The organism is Mesorhizobium sp. M0626 (assembly GCF_040320665.1).
Classification (GTDB): Bacteria; Pseudomonadota; Alphaproteobacteria; order Rhizobiales; family Rhizobiaceae; genus Mesorhizobium.
Genome location: NZ_JAMYQD010000015.1, coordinates 104,752 through 121,677 on the forward strand (window position 1 = coordinate 104,752; position 16,926 = coordinate 121,677).

The window sequence follows — 16,926 nt, forward strand, 5'->3', positions numbered from 1 at the left end:
TGCTGCAGTGCAACCAAAATCGGGGAGAGGTTAAACCGATTTAAATGCGATTCTAGCACCACCGATCGAAAAGATGCGTGCGATTGGCGTCGCGAGGTGACGCTAATTGTCGTGCCCGCAGAAATTCGACCCGGCTAGCGGCTTATCCAGCCACCCTCGCTGCGCCCTGTCACCAAAGAAAAATGCCCGGCGCGAGCGCCGGGCATTCCATAGAGCTGTGTCCCGAATTACGACTTCGGGAACCAGGAGATCTTGCCGTCCGGACCCTTCTTCCATTCGTACATGATGTAGCCCGGGAGCTTCGGATCGCCCTTCGCGTCATAGGCGAGATCGCCCAGAACGGTCTTGAACGGACCCTTCTCGTGCAGCGCCTTGGCCACTTCCACGGGGTCGTTCGACTTGGCCACGGCAGCGGCCTCGGCGATCACCTGCATGGCGGCGTAGGAGTAGAGAGTGTAGGCTTCCGGCTCGAAGCCCTGGGCGCGGAACTTCTCGACCAGTGCCTTGTTCTCGGGGATCAGACGCGGATCTGGACCGAAGGTGTTGAGCGTACCGATAACCGCATCGCCGGCGATCGCAGCCAACTCGTCGGTAACGATGCCGTCGCCTGACATCAGGGTAGCCTTGAGGCCCTGGTCCGCCGACTGGCGGATGATCAGGCCGGCTTCAGTGTGCAGGCCGCCCCAATAGATCAGGGTGACGCCGGCGTCCTTCATCTTGGCGATCAGCGCCGAGAAGTCCTTGTCGCCGACATTGACGCCTTCATACATGACTTCGGTCAGACCGGCTGCGTTCATCGCCTTCTTGGTCTCGTCGGCAAGGCCCTGACCATAGGGGGTCTTGTCGTGGATGACGGCAACCTTGGCGTCCTTGAAGTTGGTCGCGATATAGCCGCCGGCGATGCCGCCCTGCTGGTCATCGCGTCCGCAGGTGCGGAACACGTTCCACAGGCCGCGCTCGGTGAATTTCGGGTTGGTCGCCGCCGGGGTTACTTCGACGATGTTGTTGTCGACGTAGACTTCCTGCGAAACCGGGATCGAGACGCCCGAGTTGAAGTGGCCGATCACGAACTTCACGCCGTCGCCGACGAACTTGTTGCCGACCGAAATGCCCTGCTTCGGATCGGAGACGTCGTCGCCGACTTCGAGCTTGATCTGCTCGCCGTTCATGCCGCCTGCGGCGTTGATGTCGGCAACGGCCGCTTCCGCACCCTTCTGCAGCTGCGCACCGAAGGCCGCATTCGGACCGGTGATCGGACCTGCGACGCCGACGATAACGTCAGCCCATGCATTGCCACCGAACGCGACAAGCGCGGTCAGGGCAACGGCGGACAAAAGTGATTTCTTCATTTAAACGCTCCCATTTACGAGGTGGGCGTGGATGAAACTTTCATGCGATGCCCACCCTTATCGCAGAAAGCGTACTTTGCCGATTTTCAGGCCCTTGTCACGCCGATTCATCCCCGGAACGGCGTTAATGATGAACGTCAACCTTTCGGTTTCCAGCTTAAGATCGAAGCCCGTTCGTAAAGCCAATTATACTGCGTCACCATCTGGTTCGTACGCGTGTATTGATAGCCGACAAACCCCAATATCATGAGCACGATTGTGTCCACGACATAGTATTGCAGCGAAAACATCGTGCCGCCGAACAAGGCATGATGGATGAACCTGATGCCTATGCCGAGACCCAGCAGATAGGCGAACAGCGCCGGCAGGCTGCGCCATGTCTGGGCGCTGGCCTTGCCGGTCATCCATGCCGCCCAGCCGCCGAGCAGACAGGTGACGAAGAAGAACTGCCAGATGGAAGGTTCCTCGTGAAGAATGCCTTGCATGATGAAGACTCCCTAGCATGATCCCGAAAAGTTGCAGACTTTTCGGACAAAGGTCATGCGACAAACAAACAAGTTGGAGCGGAATACCGTATGCATACATTCCGCTCCAAAATCAGTGATGGCCGCCTTCGAGATAGGCCGCCCGCACTTCCGGATTGGCGAGCAATTCCTTGCCTGTGCCGCTCATGGTCACGTTGCCGTTGACCATGACATAGCCGCGCGTGGCGAGTTTGAGCGCGCCGAAGGCGTTCTGCTCGACCAGGAACACGGTCAGCCCTTGCGTGCGGTTCAGCTCGCGGATGGCATCGAAGATCTGCTTGACGATCAGCGGCGCCAGACCCAGCGACGGCTCGTCGAGCAACAGCAGCTTAGGCCGCGCCATCAGCGCACGTCCGATCGACAGCATCTGCTGCTCGCCGCCCGACAGCGTGCCGCCGCGCTGGGCAATGCGCTCCTTGAGGCGCGGGAACAGCGCGAACACCTTCTCAGCATCTTCGTCATAGTGCTTGAGATTGTCGAGACCGGCGCCCATCTGCAGGTTTTCCATCACCGTCATGCGCGGGAAAATGCGCCTGCCTTCCGGCGACTGCGCAATGCGCATGCGGGCGATCTCGTGCGTCGGCATCTGGGTGATGTCGGTGCCGGCGAAAGTGATTGAGCCGGCACGAGCGCGCGGCGCACCGAAGATGGTCATCATCAGCGTCGACTTGCCGGCACCGTTGGCACCGATCAGCGCGACGATCTCGCCCTGGTTGACGTGGACATCGACGCCGTTCAGCGCCTTGATGTTGCCGTAGTAGGTCTCGACGCCCTTGATGTCGAGGAGCGTTGTCTCGGCCATCACTTACGCCCTCCGCGCGGCTTGCCTGTCGGGGATTTGGTGGGCGCCGGCTTGGACTTGGCCGTTAGACGCTCGGACGGTGCTGTTGGCGCGGAGTTGGCTCTTGTATCGTATTGGGTGGCCTTTGAAGCTCCCTTCGACACCGTGACCCGCTCGCCCTGGCTGTGCCCGATCGTGTCGCTTACCGGGCCGGCGAGATAGGAAGACGATGTGCCTGGTCCGTGAGCCGAATCCGGCCCGATGTCCAGCTGCTCGATGACGTCTTCATCGCCGACCTCGGTCAGCACCGTCTCGACCTCCTCGTCGTCGACGCCGAGATAGGCGGCGATGACGCGCGGGTCGGTACGCACCGATTGCGGGCTGCCGTCGGAAATCTTGCGGCCATATTCAAGCACCACGACATGGTCGGAAATCTGCATGACCACCGACATGTCATGTTCGATCAGCAGGATCGAGGTACTGCTCTTGATGTCCATCAGCAGCGAATTCAGCGCTGCCGATTCCTTCGGATTGAGACCGGCCGCAGGCTCGTCGAGGCACAGAAGTTCGGGCCCTGTGCACATGGCGCGCGCAATCTCGAGGCGCCGCTGCGCGCCATAGGGCAGGTCGCCGGCCGGATCGTCGGCGCGATCGACAAGATCGGCCTTCTCCAGCCAGTGCTTGGCAAGCTCCACCGATTCAGCCGAGGCTCTGCGGTAGCCGCCGATCCCGAACAGGCCCAGGATCGTATAGCCGGATGCCTTCATCAGCTTGTTGTGCTGGGCAACCAGCAGATTCTCCAGCAGCGTCATGCCCGAGAACAGGCGGATGTTCTGGAAGGTGCGCGCCACCTTGGCGCGCGCCGGGATCTCATGATTGGGCAGCCGTTCGAGCAGGAAGCTCGAGCCGTCGGCCCGGTTGAGCGTAATCATGCCTTCCGACGGCTTGTAGAAGCCGGTGATGCAATTGAAGACGGTGGTCTTGCCGGCGCCATTGGGTCCGATCAGAGCGGTGATCTCGCCGCGCTTGGCCTGGAACGACAGATCGCCGATGGCGATCAGGCCGCCGAACTTCATCGAAAGATGCTCGACCTGGAGGATGGCGTCTTTCATACCCGGATTGGTCTTCTGAATGGAGGTCGCGCTCATCAGCCGTGCCCTTCCTTGGTGAAGGAGGAGGAGACCGCTTTTCGTTCACTGAGGAAGGCCGTCGGTTCACGGCTGCCGACAAAGCCGCGCGGCTTCCACAGCATGACGATGACCATCGCCATGCCGAACAAAAGCATGCGGTAAAGCTCCGGCGTGAAATCTTTTCCGAAGACACTTTTCAGGAAATCGAGTTCGCGCAGTGCCTCGGTGCCGCCGATCATCACCAGCGCGGCGACCGCGATGCCGACCAGCGAGCCCATGCCGCCGAGCACCACGATGGCCAGGATGATCGCCGATTCCAGGAAGACGAAGGATTCAGGGCTGACGAAGCCTTGCCGTGCGGCGAAGAAGGCGCCGGCAAAACCGCCGAACATGGCGCCGGTGGCAAAGGCGGTGAGCTTGGTGGTGGTGGTGTTGATGCCAAGCGAGCGGCAGGCAATCTCGTCCTCGCGCAGCGCCTCCCAGGCGCGGCCGACAGGCATGCGCCTGAGCCTGATGGTGACGAAGGCGGTCAGCAGCGCCAGCCCGAGAATGAGATAGTAGAGGAAGATCTTGTAGTAGGCGCTTGACTGGGCGATGTGCAGCACCTTGCCGATATAGTTCGGGTCGGTCGAATTAAACGTCATCAGGCCGAAGAAGGTGACCTTCGGGATGCCGGAGATGCCGGCCGAGCCGTTGGTGACTTCACGCCAGTTGATCAGCACCAGGCGGATGATCTCGCCGAAGGCCAGCGTCACGATCGCCAGGTAATCGCCACGAAGCCTGAGCACCGGAAAGCCGAGCATAACGCCCCAGAAGGCGGCCATGGCGCCGGCGGCGGGCAGCAGGATCCAGAACGACAGGCCGTATTGCGAACCGAGCAACGCATAGGCATAGGCGCCGACCGCGTAAAAGGCGACGTAGCCGAGATCGAGCAGGCCGGCGAGGCCGACGACGATGTTCAGCCCCCAGGCCAGCATCACATAGATCAGGATCTGGATGCCGAAATTGTCGACCCACTTCAACGAGCCCTGCAGGCCGCCGGTTATCGACCACGCGTAGATCGACAGCACAACGACGACGAGGATCGGGTATAGCACCAGCGCCGCAATCCCGAGCTTGGTGAAATTGGCGTGGATGAAGGAGCGGAAATAGAAGATCACGCAAGCGAGCGCGTAAATGACGGCCAATGCGCGCAGGAACTGAAGGTAGCCGGCCAGATCGGGTCCCACCAACGCCGGCAGGGCGCTGCCGAACGCAACCAGGACAACCGCCAACACGACGGCGACGATGAAGGCCGGAAGCAGGAAGAAGCGCGACGCGACGCTCGCCGGCAACAGGCCGGTGGCGACATTGGTGATCTTCTGATTGGCCATGAACGGCTGGCCATATGCAATGTAGAAGAAGCGGCCAAGCATGGTCAGCACGACCACGGTGATGAGCAGCAACCAGCGCTGCACCAGGATCAGCTGGTTGCTTATGTTCTGGTCGGTCTTCAGGCCGATGAAGAGAATGAACAACCCCAGCGAGATGGCGCCGGCATAGAACGCTTCGCGCAATGCACGCTGCACGGGGGAGGCGACGGTGTCGCGCTCCGAGGATACGGAAACCGCCATTGTCTCAGACCTTTTCGACTTCTGGCCGGCCCAAAATGCCGGAAGGCAGGAAGATCAGCACGATCGCCAGGATCGAGAACGCCGCGACGTCCTTGTAGTCGATCGAGAAATACGCCGACCACATGCTCTCGATGAAGCCGATCAAAAGCCCGCCAAGCACCGCGCCCGGCAGAGACCCGATGCCGCCGAGAACGGCCGCGGTGAAGGCCTTGACCCCCGGCACAAAGCCGTCGGAAAAGGCGATGACGCCGTAATACATCAGGAACAACGTGCCCGCGACGGCCGCAAGCGCTGCACCCATGATAAAGGTGATCGAGATCGTACGGTCGACATCGACACCGAGCAGCGCCGCCATCTTGCGGTCCTGCTCGCACGCCCTTTGCGCCCGGCCGAGGGAAGTCCTGTTGACCAGGTACCAGAACAGCGCCAGCAGCAGGGCGGTGACGACGACGATGATGATCTGCTTCAGCGACACGCTGATGCCGTTGATGTTGTAGACTTGGCTGACCATCGGCGGGATCGGCTTGTTGCGCGGACCTTGCGTCACCTGGATGAAGTTCGACAGCGCGATCGACATGCCGATGGCGGTGATCAGCGGCGCCAGCCGGAACGAACCGCGCAGCGGCCGGTAGGCCACCTTCTCGATCGTCCAGTTGTAGAGGCTGGTGAGCAGCATCGCCACGATCATCATGATCAGCAGCGCCAGGACGACCGGGACCGAATAGAACAAGGAGCCGAGGATGAGGAAGACAACGAGGGCGGCGAATGCCCCGACCATGAAAATGTCGCCGTGGGCGAAGTTGATCATGCCGATGATGCCGTAGACCATCGTGTAGCCGATTGCGATCAGCCCATAGATCGATCCCAGCGTCAGCCCATTGATAAGCTGCTGGACAAAGTACTGCATGTGTACATGGCTCCCCTGGAATGTCGCCCATGCAGACGCATTCCTTTTCGTATTTCCCCTAGTCGTAAAGTTTCGAGCCCGGATTGCAACGTGATTTTTCAAACGTCGAGCGTGTTTTGCCGGCACGCCTTCCGATTGCCCGTTTTTTTGCTCCCGACCCCTGGACTATCGCGAACCCTATCATTGGCATAACGCAATGTCTTTGACGATTCAGCCGGGCCAGCGACCTCATTTCGAAGAAATCCCGGTCAAAATTCGGCGATGAGACGAATCCTTGCGTTGTTGGCGGGCTTCGTTTTTTAGCCACATTCCGTACTGACCAGCTGCAACATGGGTTCCTTCCCGACTTATGGCGGTGGATGCCTCGCCCAACGCGCTAACCTTTCGCTGACTGGTTTCGCCAAGAGGTCCCGCTCTGGGTCCAAGTCCTGGTCTCGGTGGATGATCGGCAGCCTACCGTATCACTTAACCACAAAACCGTGCGCGAACGGATCGCGGTCGTCGATGAAGATGGTGTTCAGGCCGGTCATCCGCGCCCAGCCGCCGATCGAGGGAATGATGGCCGGCTTGCCGGCAACAGTGACGTCCTTCTCGACCTTGCCCTTGAACAGCGAGCCGATGATCGATTCGTGGACAAAACTGTCGCCGGCCTTGAGCTTGCCCTTGGCATGGAGCTGCGCCATGCGCGCCGAGGTGCCGGTGCCGCAAGGTGAGCGGTCGATCGCCTTGTCGCCATAGAAGACCGCGTTGCGCGCATCCGCGCCCGCCATTGTCGGCTCGCCCGTCCACAGCATGTGGGACAGCCGGTTGATGCCGGGGTTTTCCGGATGCACGAACGAGTACTTCTCGTTGAGCCGCTGCCGCACCACAGGGCTCCAGGCGATGAAATCGCCGGCGGAATAATCAGCCATGTCGCGAAAATTCGCCTGCGGCTCGACTATTGCGTAGAAATTGCCGCCATAGGCGACATCGACGGTGATCTCGCCAAGCTGCGGGCAGTCGACCGTCAGTCCCTCGGCATAAAGGAAGGACGGTACATTCGTGATGCGCACCTCCTCGACATAGTCGCCGACTTGCTTGTATTCGGCGATGACCAGCCCGGCCGGTGTGTCGAGCCGGAGCACGCCGGGTGTCTTCGGCTTGATCAGCCCATGTTCGATGGCCATCGTCACCGTGCCGATCGTGCCGTGGCCGCACATCGGCAGGCAGCCCGACGTCTCGATGAACAGGATGGCTATGTCGCAATCCTCGCGCGTCGGCGGATAGAGGATCGAGCCCGACATGACATCGTGGCCGCGCGGCTCGAACATCAGCCCGGTGCGGATCCAGTCATACTCCGCCAGGAAATGCGCCCGCCGCTCCATCATCGTCGACCCCTGAAGCAAAGGGCCGCCGCCGGCGACCAGCCGCACCGGATTACCGCAGGTATGGCCGTCGATGCAAAAGAAGGATTTTTTGGCCATGATTTCCTCGAACTCAAAACCGTTGCGGGCTGAAGGGAGCAAGATCGATCCGCGAAGTCTGCCCGAGAACAAGATCGCGGATCAAGCGGCCGGTGGCCGCCGCCTGGGTCAGGCCGAGATGGCCATGGCCGAAGGCGTAGACAACGTTGGGCGCGGTTCGCGCCGTGCCGATCACCGGCAGCGAATCCGGCAGCGACGGGCGATAGCCCATCCATTCGCGGCCACCTGACGCGTCCAGCCCCGGAAGGAACTGTCTGGCTTTTTCCAGCATGGCCTTCGAGCGCGCAAAATTCGGCGGACGGTCGAGACCGCCCAACTCGACGGCGCCGCCGACGCGCAAGCCCGTGTCGAGTGGCGTGATGACGAAGCCATGGCCGGAAAAGATCAGCATCCGCTGCACGTCGAAAGCGGTCTTCGGCAGTGTGGTGTTGTAGCCGCGCTCGGTTTCGAGCGGGATGGTGTCGCCGAGCGCCTTCGCCAGCCGATGCGACCATGCCCCGGCGGCCACGACAAGATGTCTTGCCTGCCTGGTCGTGCCGTCGGCCAGCGTCAGCGTCGCGCCATCAGGATTGGCGGCGACGCGCTCTATGCGCGCCTTTTCGAAACGCGCGCCCAGCCTTTCGGCATAGGTCCACACCCCCTTGCCGAGCAGTTTCGGATCGGCGACGGTCTTCCAGCCCGGCACGAAGGTGCCCTTGATGAAGCGCGGCGACAGTCCCGGCTGCAGCCGCGCCAGTTCGTCGCCTTCGACATGGCGAAAGCCGATGCCGAAGCGCTCGCGCGCCGCCCAGCCCGGCAGCCCGGCCTGAAATTCGGCCTCGCTTTCATAAAGCTCCAGCGAGCCGTCCTCGCGCAGCATCAGCCGCGTGCCGGAACGGTCGAGCAGGCCCATCCATTCAGCCTCGGCGAGCTTCATCATGCCTGCCTGAGCAGCAAGGCTCGCCTCATATTTTTCTGGTGCGCCAGCGCGCCAGAAGCGCAACAGCCAAGGCAACAGCTTCGGCAAGTAGGCCGGCGGGATGCTGAGTGGCCCGAGCGGATCGGCAAGCCATTTCGGCAAGTGCCGCATCATGCCCTTATGCGCCAGCGGCAGCACGTCGGAGAAGGCGAAGGCGGCGGCATTGCCGGAGCTCGTCTCCTCGCAGATGCCGGTGCGGTCGAAGACCGTGACGCTGCGCCCGGCCTCGGCCAGCATGGCCGCCGCGCAGATGCCGACAATGCCGCCACCGACAATGGCGATATCTACCCCTTCTCCCCGTTCACGGGGGTGAGGAGTGGTCCGCGAAGCGGTGGAAAAGCCGACTGCTTGGCTTTCCGAACGACGAACGCCCGGAGCGCCAGCGAAGGGCTGCGGGGCCCGAAGGGCGGATGAGGGGCGGCGGCCCTCCTCTGTGTCCCTGGAATTTCCTTGCACGTCGGCGCTGCCCCTCATCTGACTGCCGCCATCTTCTCCCCGTGCACGTGCACGGGGAGAAGAAAGCCTTCAGAACTGCGGCAGCTTCGGCCGTACCGCCAGCGCGTCCTTGACGATCTTCTCGACCGCTTTGCGGCGCTCGCCCGACAGCGGCTGGCGCGGCATGCGCACGCGGTCATTTGTGTCGATCGCGAGCACTTCGGCAAGCTTGATGTTTTGGACCAGATAGGTCGAGACATCGAGATCGAGCAGCGGCCGGAACCAGCGGTAGATCGAAAGCGCCTCCTCGCGGCGGCCCTGCTTCATCAGCTGGTAGATGGCGACGGTCTCGCGCGGGAAGGCGACGACCAGACCCGCCACCCAGCCGATGGCGCCCACCGACAGCGCCTCGAAGGCGAGATTGTCGACGCCGGTGAACAGATCGTAGCGGTCGCCGAAGCGGTTGATGATCTCTGTCGAGCGGCGGATGTCGTCGGAGGACTCCTTGATGGCGACGAAGCGCTTGTCGGCGGCCAGTTCCTCCATCTGGTCGACGGTGACGTCGACGCGGTAGGCGAGGCGGTTGGAGTAGATCATCACCGGCAGGTCGCCGGCCTGAGCGACGGCGCGCAAGGCGGCGACCGTCTCTTCCGGGTTGGTGTGATAGATCGGGCTCGGCACCACCATCAGCCCGTTGGCGCCTTCCCGGCTCGCGCGCTTTGCGATGCTCGCCGCCTCGCGGGTGCCTGCCTCGTTGACCGTCAGCAGAACCGGCTTGCTGCCGGCAACTTTCTGGGCAGTCTTCAGCACCTCGATTTTTTCGTCATGCGACAGCATCGGGCCTTCGCCGAGCGAACCGCAGACGATGATGCCGTCGCAACCGGCCTCCATCTGCAAAGCAAAGCAGCGCTCCATCTCGGCACGGTCGAGGCGGTCGTCATCAGTAAACTTGGTCGTGACGGCGGGGAAAACTCCGGTCCACATGATCGTCTCTCCATCTGATATATCAGCCGTATATCTGTTGGAAGACCGGCTGTCAACGCGGACTCCGTTGTGATATATGGAAGATATATCAGGAGCCCACCTTTGATATCCAGTGAGACAGCATACCCCGAGCCGGCTGCCGCCAAGGCCTACCATGTACTCGAGCATATGATCGTGACGTTGGAACTGGCGCCGGCGAGCTTTGTCACCGAAGGCGCGCTGATCGAAAAGCTGGCGCTAGGACGCACGCCGGTGCGCGAAGCGATCCAGCGCCTCGCCTGGGAAGGACTGCTGGATGTCAGGCCACGCGCCGGCATCGCCATTGCCCCGCTTCATCCCGGCGACTGGCTGCGCGTGCTGGATGCCAGGCGCGGCGTCGAGGTGGTGCTGGCGCGCTCGGCCGCCCGCTTCGTCACCCGTGAGGCCGCCGACCTGTTTCATGAGGCAGCCCTTGCCATGCAGAAGGCCGTCATCTCGGGCAATGTGCTGGCCTTCATCCAGGCCGACAAGGCGCTCGACGAGGCCTTGGCGATGGCCGCCGACAACCCTTTTGCGGCCCGCCTGGCCGCGCCCCTGCAGACCCACAGCCGCCGCTTCTGGTTCCGCTACAAGGCCGACACAGGGTTGGCCGAATCGGCCGAGCACCACGTCGCGCTAATCCGCTCGATCCTGGCTGGTGACGAAGAGGCTGCCGCCAAGGACGCCAAACGCCTGATGGCGCTGCTGCGCGGCCATGCCGAAATAGCGACCACACGCTGAACTCCGTCTGCTCCAGACTTCCGGCCGGTTCTTTTATCAGGTGCCCGGCAAGACTGCTGCCATAGCCGCCCCGTCCCAGCCTTCGCCAGCCGTGATGATGCAGCTTTGGCCGCGTGTGTCGGTGGCCAGGATGGTCCAGGTGCCCTGGTCGGAGACGAAGATCTCAAGCACCACATTCGGGTTCACCAGGCCACGTGCGGCTTGGTTTTCGTGGAACTTCTCGCCGAGCGCCTTGACCAGGTCGGTCCGCGCCGCGCATTGATCGGCTTTGGCCTCGGCGATGCCGGACATCGCGAACACCGCAAAAATCATCGCCGCCACAAGACGTCGTGTCATCTGACACCTCCTTGCGCCAGACGAGAACCCCGGCTGCTACCGGCGCTATTTTGATGGCCTGCACCACGGCAGGAATGCAAATTAAGGCAGATGACAGGCTCTTGGTTCCATCGCTTAAACGTGATCGCCAATGTCGGTTTCGTACAAAGAAAGGCCCGGGACGTTGAACCCCGGGCCTTCTTGTCGATCTTCGAAATCGTCCGGTCAGTTCATCGTCGGGATGACGAACTCGGCACCGTCCTTGACGCCGGAGGGCCAGCGCGAGGTCACCGTCTTGGTCTTGGTGTAGAAGCGGAACGCGTCCGGGCCGTGCTGGTTGAGGTCGCCGAAGGACGACGCCTTCCAGCCGCCGAACGTGTAGTAAGCGATCGGAACCGGGATCGGCACGTTGATGCCGACCATGCCGACCTGGACGCGCGAAGCAAAATCACGAGCAGCATCCCCGTCACGGGTGAAGATGGCCACGCCATTGCCCATCTCATGATCGTTGGCGAGCTTGATGGCGCTCTCATAGGTCGGCGCACGCACCACCGACAGCACCGGGCCAAAAATCTCTTCCTTGTAGATGCGCATGTCAGCGGTCACATTGTCGAACAGGCAGCCGCCCATATAGTAGCCATCCTCGTAGCCCTGCATGGAGAAGCCGCGGCCATCGACGACCAGCTTGGCGCCTTCCTTGACGCCGGTGTCGACATAACCCTTGACGCGTTCCAATGCCTGCGCCGTGACCAGCGGGCCGAAATCGGCGGACGAATCCGTCGACGGGCCGACTTTGAGGCTTTCGACACGCGGGATCAGCTTTTCCATCAGCCGGTTGGCGGTGTCGTTGCCGACGGGAACGGCAACCGAGATCGCCATGCAGCGCTCGCCGGCCGAGCCGTAGCCCGCGCCGATCAGCGCATCGACGGTCTGGTCCATGTCGGCATCGGGCATGATGATCATGTGGTTCTTGGCGCCGCCGAAGCACTGCACGCGTTTTCCCGCGGCCGTGCCGCGCGAGTAGATGTAATGCGCGATCGGCGTCGAGCCGACAAAGCCGATAGCCTTGATATCAGGATCGTCGAGGATGGCGTCGACGACATCCTTGTCGCCATTGACGACGTTGAGAACGCCAGCCGGCAGGCCAGCCTCGAGGAACAGTTCGGCGATGCGCATCGGCACGCCAGGGTCACGCTCGGAAGGCTTCAGGATAAAGGCGTTGCCGCAGGCCAGCGCCGGGGCAATCTTCCACAGCGGGATCATCGCCGGGAAATTGAACGGGGTGATGCCGGCAACGACGCCAAGCGGCTGGCGCATCGAATAGACATCGATGCCGGGGCCGGCGCCGTCGGTGAACTCGCCCTTCATCATGTGCGGCGCACCGATGCAGACTTCGACCACTTCGAGGCCGCGCTGGATGTCGCCCTTGGCATCGGCAATGGTCTTGCCGTGCTCGCGCGCCAGGAGATCGGCCAGTTCGTCATAGTCGCGAGCAACCAGTTCAAGAAACTTCATCAGCACGCGCACGCGCCGCTGCGGGTTGGTCGCAGCCCATTTGATCTGTGCTTCCTTGGCGTTCAGGACAGCCGCACGCAGTTCCGCCGGCGAAGCCAGCGCCACCGTGCCGCGCACCGAGCCGTCCATCGGCTGCATGACGTCCTGCTTGCGCCCGCTGGTCCCGGCGACATGCTTGCCGCCGATGAAATGACCGTATTCGATCATGGTTTCTCTCCCTGAGTTTGTGATGAAGCATTCAACGCCTTTGCAGGCGCGAAGGCAACGCGAGGGGAAACGCAACCGTTGTGCGGGAAATAGACAACGAAGGACGAGTGTGCATTAATTGCCGCAAATTACAGATTGCTGAAAGGCCCGAAGGTTGCGCTCCGTCACACCCCCCTCTGTCCTGCCGGACATCTCCCCCGCAAGGGGGGATATCAGATGTGGTTGTTGCCTTCGCAAATCTTCAACGCTGCAAAAAAGGTGCCGTCGGCGGAGCTGCCAATCTCCCTCCTTGCGGGGGAGATGGCCGGCAGGCCAGAGGGGGGTGGGCGGGAACGCCGCGTTCGCCGCTAGCCCGGACCACCCCCATGAACTGGGATGATGTCCGCATCTTCCTCGCCGTGGCCCGCGCCGGGCAGATCCTTGGCGCCGCCAAGCGGCTGGAACTCAATCACGCCACCGTCTCGCGCCGCATCGCAGCGCTTGAGGATGCGTTACGGACAAAACTGTTTCGCCGGCTTACCACCGGCAGCGAGCTGACGCCGGCCGGCCAGCGCTTTCTCGACATTGCCGAGCGTATGGAAGCCGACATGATCGCCGCGCGCTCCGCCGTGTCGGGCGAAGGCGACGATATCTCAGGCACCGTGCGCATCGGCGCGCCCGACGGGTTTGGCGTTGCATTCCTCGCCACGCGTCTTGGCGCGCTGACCGCGCTGCACCGCGAACTCACCATCCAGCTGGTGCCGGTGCCGCGCTCCTTCTCGCTGTCGCGGCGCGAGGCCGACATCGCCATCACCGTCGAGCGGCCGAGCGAAGGCAGGCTGGTGGCGGGAAAGCTGGTCGACTACACACTCGGCCTGTTTGCCTCGCGCGCCTATGCGCAGGCGCACGGCTTACCCGAGACCGCTGCCGAACTCGGCCAGCATACGCTGATCGGCTATGTCCCAGACCTGATCGTCAGCCCGTCGCTCGACTATGCGGCAGAGTTCAGCCCGGACTGGCGCACCAGCTTCGCCATCTCCTCAGCGCTGGGCCAGGCCGAAGCGGTGCGGTCGGGCGCTGGCATCGGCATCTTGCACACGTTTGTCGCCCGCTCGATGCCGGAGCTGATCCCCGTCGACATCGTGACGCCGATCCGCCGCGCCTACTGGCTGGTCTATCATGAATCGGTCCGGCCGCTGCGCCGCGTGCAGATCGTCGCCAACTTCATCACCAAGGCGGTCGAGAGAGAGCGCGGGCTGTTTGTCTGATGGCCGCGCCGCCTTGCCCTCGCCACAAAATCGGCCAGTGTGGCAACAAGCGCGATGTCGCCTATCATTAGGGATTGGCTGCGCCGGGTGGGACACTTTTTTGCAAAGCTGGTGCGGATCAAAATGCGAGCGGTGCTCGCCATCTTGCCGCTTGTCGCGCTTTCCGCCTGCGCCAATCCATGGACCGCAGTTCCGGAAGCCGAACTGCCCAAGCCGGTCCGCATCGCAATGGCCCGCCCGTCGCCTTTCGTCTTCGGCAATTACTGCGGTCCCGGCACCCGCACCGGCGACCTCTCGGCTCGCCCTGTCAATCGCCTCGACAGCGCCTGCCAAATCCATGACGCCTGCTACATCGCGCGCCATAATCATTGCGACTGCGACGGCGCGCTCGTCGCCTCGGCAAAGGCGATCCGTGATGACAAGACAGCGCCGAAAAAGGTGCGCGGCGAGGCCGAGCTTTTGATCGCCACTTTCGCACTTCCCGTCTGCAAGGTCTTTCCGCAAGGCTTTATGCCGCCGCGCGACCCGGCTGAGCTGAAGACGATGAACGGGGCCACGGGATGAACCGCGCCATCTGCCTGGCTCTGGCCGGGCTGGGGCTGGCGGCCCTTGTCGGTTGCGCCGCCCCGATCCGGCACAGCTGCGATTTCTTCCCCGATGCGAAGGATTGCGGCCGGCCGTCGGTATCGGCCGGCACGCCCGGACCGCAGACTGCAGCAGCAGCGTTTTTCGGCGATGCCGGTGCCAGCGACTATGAAAGGCAGTTCCTGGCGCTGCTCGCCCACAACCAGATCGGCGCCATCGACAGGGCGAACGGCACCGGTCCGTTCGGCCATGACCGCCACGCCATCGCCAACCGCGATTTCCAGGCCACCTACCGGACGCTGGAACAGCTGGCGAAGCCGGTTAGCGCCGAACAGATGCCGGCAGGTAGGGGCACCGGCGAAGGCCATTTCAACGGCCGTTGGCGCGTGTCGCGGCAGACGCTCTATGTCAACGCCGCCGCGCGGCCCTCCGCGCCAAAGACGTTCAGCTTTTCCGGCCTGCAGGCGCGCTCGATCGAGATCGTGATGCGCCAGGCGGGAAAGCAGCCGGTTGAGATATCTGGCGCCTGCGACGGGGCGCTGGCGATTCGCGCCGGCGGTGGCTCGCGCAGCGTGGCGAGCGGTGCCGCCTTCCGCCTCCGCCTGTCGGCCGGGCAAACCGCCAGCCTGTTCCCCAGCGATGGTTTGAACCGTTGCAGCCTCAAGCTCAGCTCCAGTCTGGCGCCGGCAGGCGCCCCGCTCACCATCCTGCGCGAAGAGGTTGCCTATCCGGCGATAGCCGCGCTCGACAGCCGCTACGAGCGTTGTCCAGTGCCCGATCCATCCCGCCTGGATAAGCTTGCCAGCGTCTTTTACGCCGGCCGCTGGCTGTCGCAGAGCTGTTCGCTGCCGCTTGGGTCACCGCGCCTGTTACGCAAGTCGCGCGACGGCTTTAACGCCAAGGTCGAAGCGCTGCTCGGCGCGCCTTTACCCGACAGCGCCTTCGACAAGGCCGACCCCGAACTGCCGCTCGATTTCTCGCGCGCGCCGAAACTCAAGCTGGTCTATCTGTCGTCGCTGGAGTTCAAGGCCGATTTTTCCGGCCGCGTCATCGAGCGGCTGATCCGCCATCACGCAGGCCTCGGCACCAAAGTGCGCATCATGGTCACAGACGTGCTGGAGCGCGACAAGGACGACGCGCTGCTGCACCGGCTGGCGGCCGATTATCCCAATGTCGAGTTGCAGGAATATCGCTGGCGGGCCGACCACGGCGCGCCGGTCGACGAGCAACTGTCACAGCTGCACAAGACCCATCACGTCAAGATGCTGGCGACACTTGCCGAGGATCCCGCCCGCTCGCGCGTCATCATCGGCGGCCGCAACATTCATGACGGCTTCCTGTTCCACAAGCCGATCGACCTGTCGCGCTATCCGAACCTCGAGCAATACGGCAAGACCGACGGCCTCTCGCTCAACTACTATTCGAACTGGAGCGATTTCGACATCGAGTTTGCCGACCCGGCCACGGTCGAGACGCTGGCCGCGCATCTCTCGACATTGTGGCTGCGCGACGCCGACACCAACATCGCAAGACCCTTCTCCATTCCGGTGCGCTCCGACAGCCGGCGCCCGCCGGGCACGGTGCGCCATTTCATTTCCGTGCCCTACGAGGACAACCATGCGCTCGAGACCTATTTCGTCGAGCTGATCGACACTGCCCGGCACCATATCGAGATCGTCAATCCCTACCTTAATCTGACGCCGAAGCTCAGCCTGGCCATCGAGCGGGCGCTGGCGCGCGGCGTCAGGATCGACATTGTCGGCCGCATCGACCTCAAGGGCGATATTGGCGGCAAGCTGCTGACCGCGCTCAACAAGCTGTTCGTCGAGAAATATGGCGACCGCATCAACATCCGCGAATTCAAGGCCCCCGATGTCGTGCTGCACTCCAAGATCATGATGATCGACGAAAGGCTGGTGACGATCTCGTCGGTCAATCTCAACAACCGCAGTTTCTTCCACGATCTGGAGAACGGCATGACGGTGCTCGACCCTGCCTTCTACGCCAGGATGCAGCCGGTCTATGACGACTATGTCGCCCATTCGAACCCGGTATCGACCAAGGTGACGATACCGTGGGCCTACCGATGGCTGTTCTCGAAGGGTTGGGTGAAGGAGGCGTTTTGAGGGGCTGGCGAGGCTGAAGGAATGCCGT

General features: G+C 62.6%; 15 protein-coding genes. 4 read left to right on the plus strand and 11 right to left on the minus strand.

The features are described from left to right. Positions 1 to 227: 227 nt before the first annotated feature. The 9 genes from NKI37_RS20260 to NKI37_RS20300 all read right to left on the minus strand — a co-directional run bounded on the left by NKI37_RS20260 (position 228) and on the right by NKI37_RS20300 (position 10,144). The gene (locus NKI37_RS20260) at positions 228 to 1,349 is read right to left on the minus strand and encodes a branched-chain amino acid ABC transporter substrate-binding protein (RefSeq protein WP_023668720.1); all 1,122 of its coding nucleotides are present in this window, start codon (positions 1,347 to 1,349) and stop codon (positions 228 to 230) included. Between the two features lie 137 nt (positions 1,350 to 1,486). Next, positions 1,487 to 1,834 (minus strand): DUF6867 family protein, encoded by a 348-nt coding sequence (locus NKI37_RS20265; protein ID WP_023668719.1) that lies wholly within the window; start codon positions 1,832 to 1,834, stop codon positions 1,487 to 1,489. 112 nt (positions 1,835 to 1,946) lie between these two features. Continuing rightward, entirely contained in the window at positions 1,947 to 2,675 is a 729-nt protein-coding gene (locus NKI37_RS20270) for an ABC transporter ATP-binding protein (RefSeq protein ID WP_023668718.1), read from the minus strand. Continuing rightward, complete coding sequence (locus NKI37_RS20275) at positions 2,675 to 3,802, minus strand: ABC transporter ATP-binding protein (protein WP_502896561.1); 1,128 nt, start codon at positions 3,800 to 3,802, stop codon at positions 2,675 to 2,677. Before NKI37_RS20275 ends, NKI37_RS20270 begins: the two co-directional genes overlap by 1 nt. After that, positions 3,802 to 5,397, minus strand: a complete 1,596-nt coding sequence (livM, locus tag NKI37_RS20280) for a high-affinity branched-chain amino acid ABC transporter permease LivM (RefSeq protein ID WP_023684138.1) — start codon at positions 5,395 to 5,397, stop codon at positions 3,802 to 3,804. The genes NKI37_RS20275 and livM overlap by 1 nt, the downstream gene beginning before the upstream one ends. Before the next feature lie 4 nt (positions 5,398 to 5,401). After that, positions 5,402 to 6,304 (minus strand): branched-chain amino acid ABC transporter permease, encoded by a 903-nt coding sequence (locus tag NKI37_RS20285; RefSeq protein WP_023668715.1) that lies wholly within the window; start codon positions 6,302 to 6,304, stop codon positions 5,402 to 5,404. Between the two features lie 461 nt (positions 6,305 to 6,765). Then, positions 6,766 to 7,767: a 4-hydroxyproline epimerase gene (locus NKI37_RS20290; protein WP_352787060.1), complete on the minus strand. Its 1,002-nt coding sequence runs from the start codon at positions 7,765 to 7,767 to the stop codon at positions 6,766 to 6,768. A gap of 13 nt (positions 7,768 to 7,780) precedes the next feature. After that, the gene (locus NKI37_RS20295; RefSeq protein ID WP_352787062.1) at positions 7,781 to 9,199 is read right to left on the minus strand and encodes an NAD(P)/FAD-dependent oxidoreductase; all 1,419 of its coding nucleotides are present in this window, start codon (positions 9,197 to 9,199) and stop codon (positions 7,781 to 7,783) included. Between the two features lie 51 nt (positions 9,200 to 9,250). Further along, entirely contained in the window at positions 9,251 to 10,144 is an 894-nt protein-coding gene (locus NKI37_RS20300) for a dihydrodipicolinate synthase family protein (protein WP_352787064.1), read from the minus strand. Between the two features lie 69 nt (positions 10,145 to 10,213). On the opposite strand from NKI37_RS20300, the gene NKI37_RS20305 reads away from it, so the two are divergent. Further along, positions 10,214 to 10,903, plus strand: a complete 690-nt coding sequence (locus NKI37_RS20305; RefSeq protein ID WP_502895729.1) for a GntR family transcriptional regulator — start codon at positions 10,214 to 10,216, stop codon at positions 10,901 to 10,903. Positions 10,904 to 10,939: 36 nt separating this feature from the next. Here NKI37_RS20305 and NKI37_RS20310 read toward each other — a convergent pair whose 3' ends face one another. Both NKI37_RS20310 and NKI37_RS20315 read right to left on the minus strand, forming a co-directional pair. After that, the gene (locus NKI37_RS20310; RefSeq protein ID WP_352787066.1) at positions 10,940 to 11,239 is read right to left on the minus strand and encodes a hypothetical protein; all 300 of its coding nucleotides are present in this window, start codon (positions 11,237 to 11,239) and stop codon (positions 10,940 to 10,942) included. A 204-nt stretch (positions 11,240 to 11,443) separates the two neighbouring features. Beyond that, the gene (locus NKI37_RS20315) at positions 11,444 to 12,940 is read right to left on the minus strand and encodes a CoA-acylating methylmalonate-semialdehyde dehydrogenase (RefSeq protein WP_023684131.1); all 1,497 of its coding nucleotides are present in this window, start codon (positions 12,938 to 12,940) and stop codon (positions 11,444 to 11,446) included. A gap of 365 nt (positions 12,941 to 13,305) precedes the next feature. Between NKI37_RS20315 and NKI37_RS20320 the strand changes: the two genes are divergently transcribed. From NKI37_RS20320 to NKI37_RS20330, 3 genes are all read left to right on the plus strand, one after another. After that, a complete protein-coding gene (locus NKI37_RS20320) occupies positions 13,306 to 14,187 on the plus strand; it encodes a LysR family transcriptional regulator (protein WP_023693153.1) in 882 nt (293 codons plus the stop codon). A 123-nt stretch (positions 14,188 to 14,310) separates the two neighbouring features. Next, positions 14,311 to 14,751: a phospholipase A2 family protein gene (locus tag NKI37_RS20325; protein WP_023693154.1), complete on the plus strand. Its 441-nt coding sequence runs from the start codon at positions 14,311 to 14,313 to the stop codon at positions 14,749 to 14,751. Then, the gene (locus NKI37_RS20330) at positions 14,748 to 16,898 is read left to right on the plus strand and encodes a phospholipase D-like domain-containing protein (protein ID WP_023700247.1); all 2,151 of its coding nucleotides are present in this window, start codon (positions 14,748 to 14,750) and stop codon (positions 16,896 to 16,898) included. The genes NKI37_RS20325 and NKI37_RS20330 overlap by 4 nt, the downstream gene beginning before the upstream one ends. Positions 16,899 to 16,926: the final 28 nt, after the last annotated feature.

What these genes read in the sequence shown, in the direction of transcription:
- NKI37_RS20260 (WP_023668720.1), bottom strand. Translation starts at nt 1,349, where the DNA reads ATGAAGAAATCACTTTTGTCCGCCGTTGCCCTGACCGCGCTTGTCGCG.
- NKI37_RS20265 (WP_023668719.1), bottom strand. Translation starts at nt 1,834, where the DNA reads ATGCAAGGCATTCTTCACGAGGAACCTTCCATCTGGCAGTTCTTCTTC.
- NKI37_RS20270 (WP_023668718.1), bottom strand. Translation starts at nt 2,675, where the DNA reads ATGGCCGAGACAACGCTCCTCGACATCAAGGGCGTCGAGACCTACTAC.
- NKI37_RS20275 (WP_502896561.1), bottom strand. Translation starts at nt 3,802, where the DNA reads ATGAGCGCGACCTCCATTCAGAAGACCAATCCGGGTATGAAAGACGCC.
- livM (WP_023684138.1), bottom strand. Translation starts at nt 5,397, where the DNA reads ATGGCGGTTTCCGTATCCTCGGAGCGCGACACCGTCGCCTCCCCCGTG.
- NKI37_RS20285 (WP_023668715.1), bottom strand. Translation starts at nt 6,304, where the DNA reads ATGCAGTACTTTGTCCAGCAGCTTATCAATGGGCTGACGCTGGGATCG.
- NKI37_RS20290 (WP_352787060.1), bottom strand. Translation starts at nt 7,767, where the DNA reads ATGGCCAAAAAATCCTTCTTTTGCATCGACGGCCATACCTGCGGTAAT.
- NKI37_RS20295 (WP_352787062.1), bottom strand. Translation starts at nt 9,199, where the DNA reads ATGAGGGGCAGCGCCGACGTGCAAGGAAATTCCAGGGACACAGAGGAG.
- NKI37_RS20300 (WP_352787064.1), bottom strand. Translation starts at nt 10,144, where the DNA reads ATGTGGACCGGAGTTTTCCCCGCCGTCACGACCAAGTTTACTGATGAC.
- NKI37_RS20310 (WP_352787066.1), bottom strand. Translation starts at nt 11,239, where the DNA reads ATGACACGACGTCTTGTGGCGGCGATGATTTTTGCGGTGTTCGCGATG.
- NKI37_RS20315 (WP_023684131.1), bottom strand. Translation starts at nt 12,940, where the DNA reads ATGATCGAATACGGTCATTTCATCGGCGGCAAGCATGTCGCCGGGACC.
- NKI37_RS20320 (WP_023693153.1), top strand. Translation starts at nt 13,306, where the DNA reads ATGAACTGGGATGATGTCCGCATCTTCCTCGCCGTGGCCCGCGCCGGG.
- NKI37_RS20325 (WP_023693154.1), top strand. Translation starts at nt 14,311, where the DNA reads ATGCGAGCGGTGCTCGCCATCTTGCCGCTTGTCGCGCTTTCCGCCTGC.
- NKI37_RS20330 (WP_023700247.1), top strand. Translation starts at nt 14,748, where the DNA reads ATGAACCGCGCCATCTGCCTGGCTCTGGCCGGGCTGGGGCTGGCGGCC.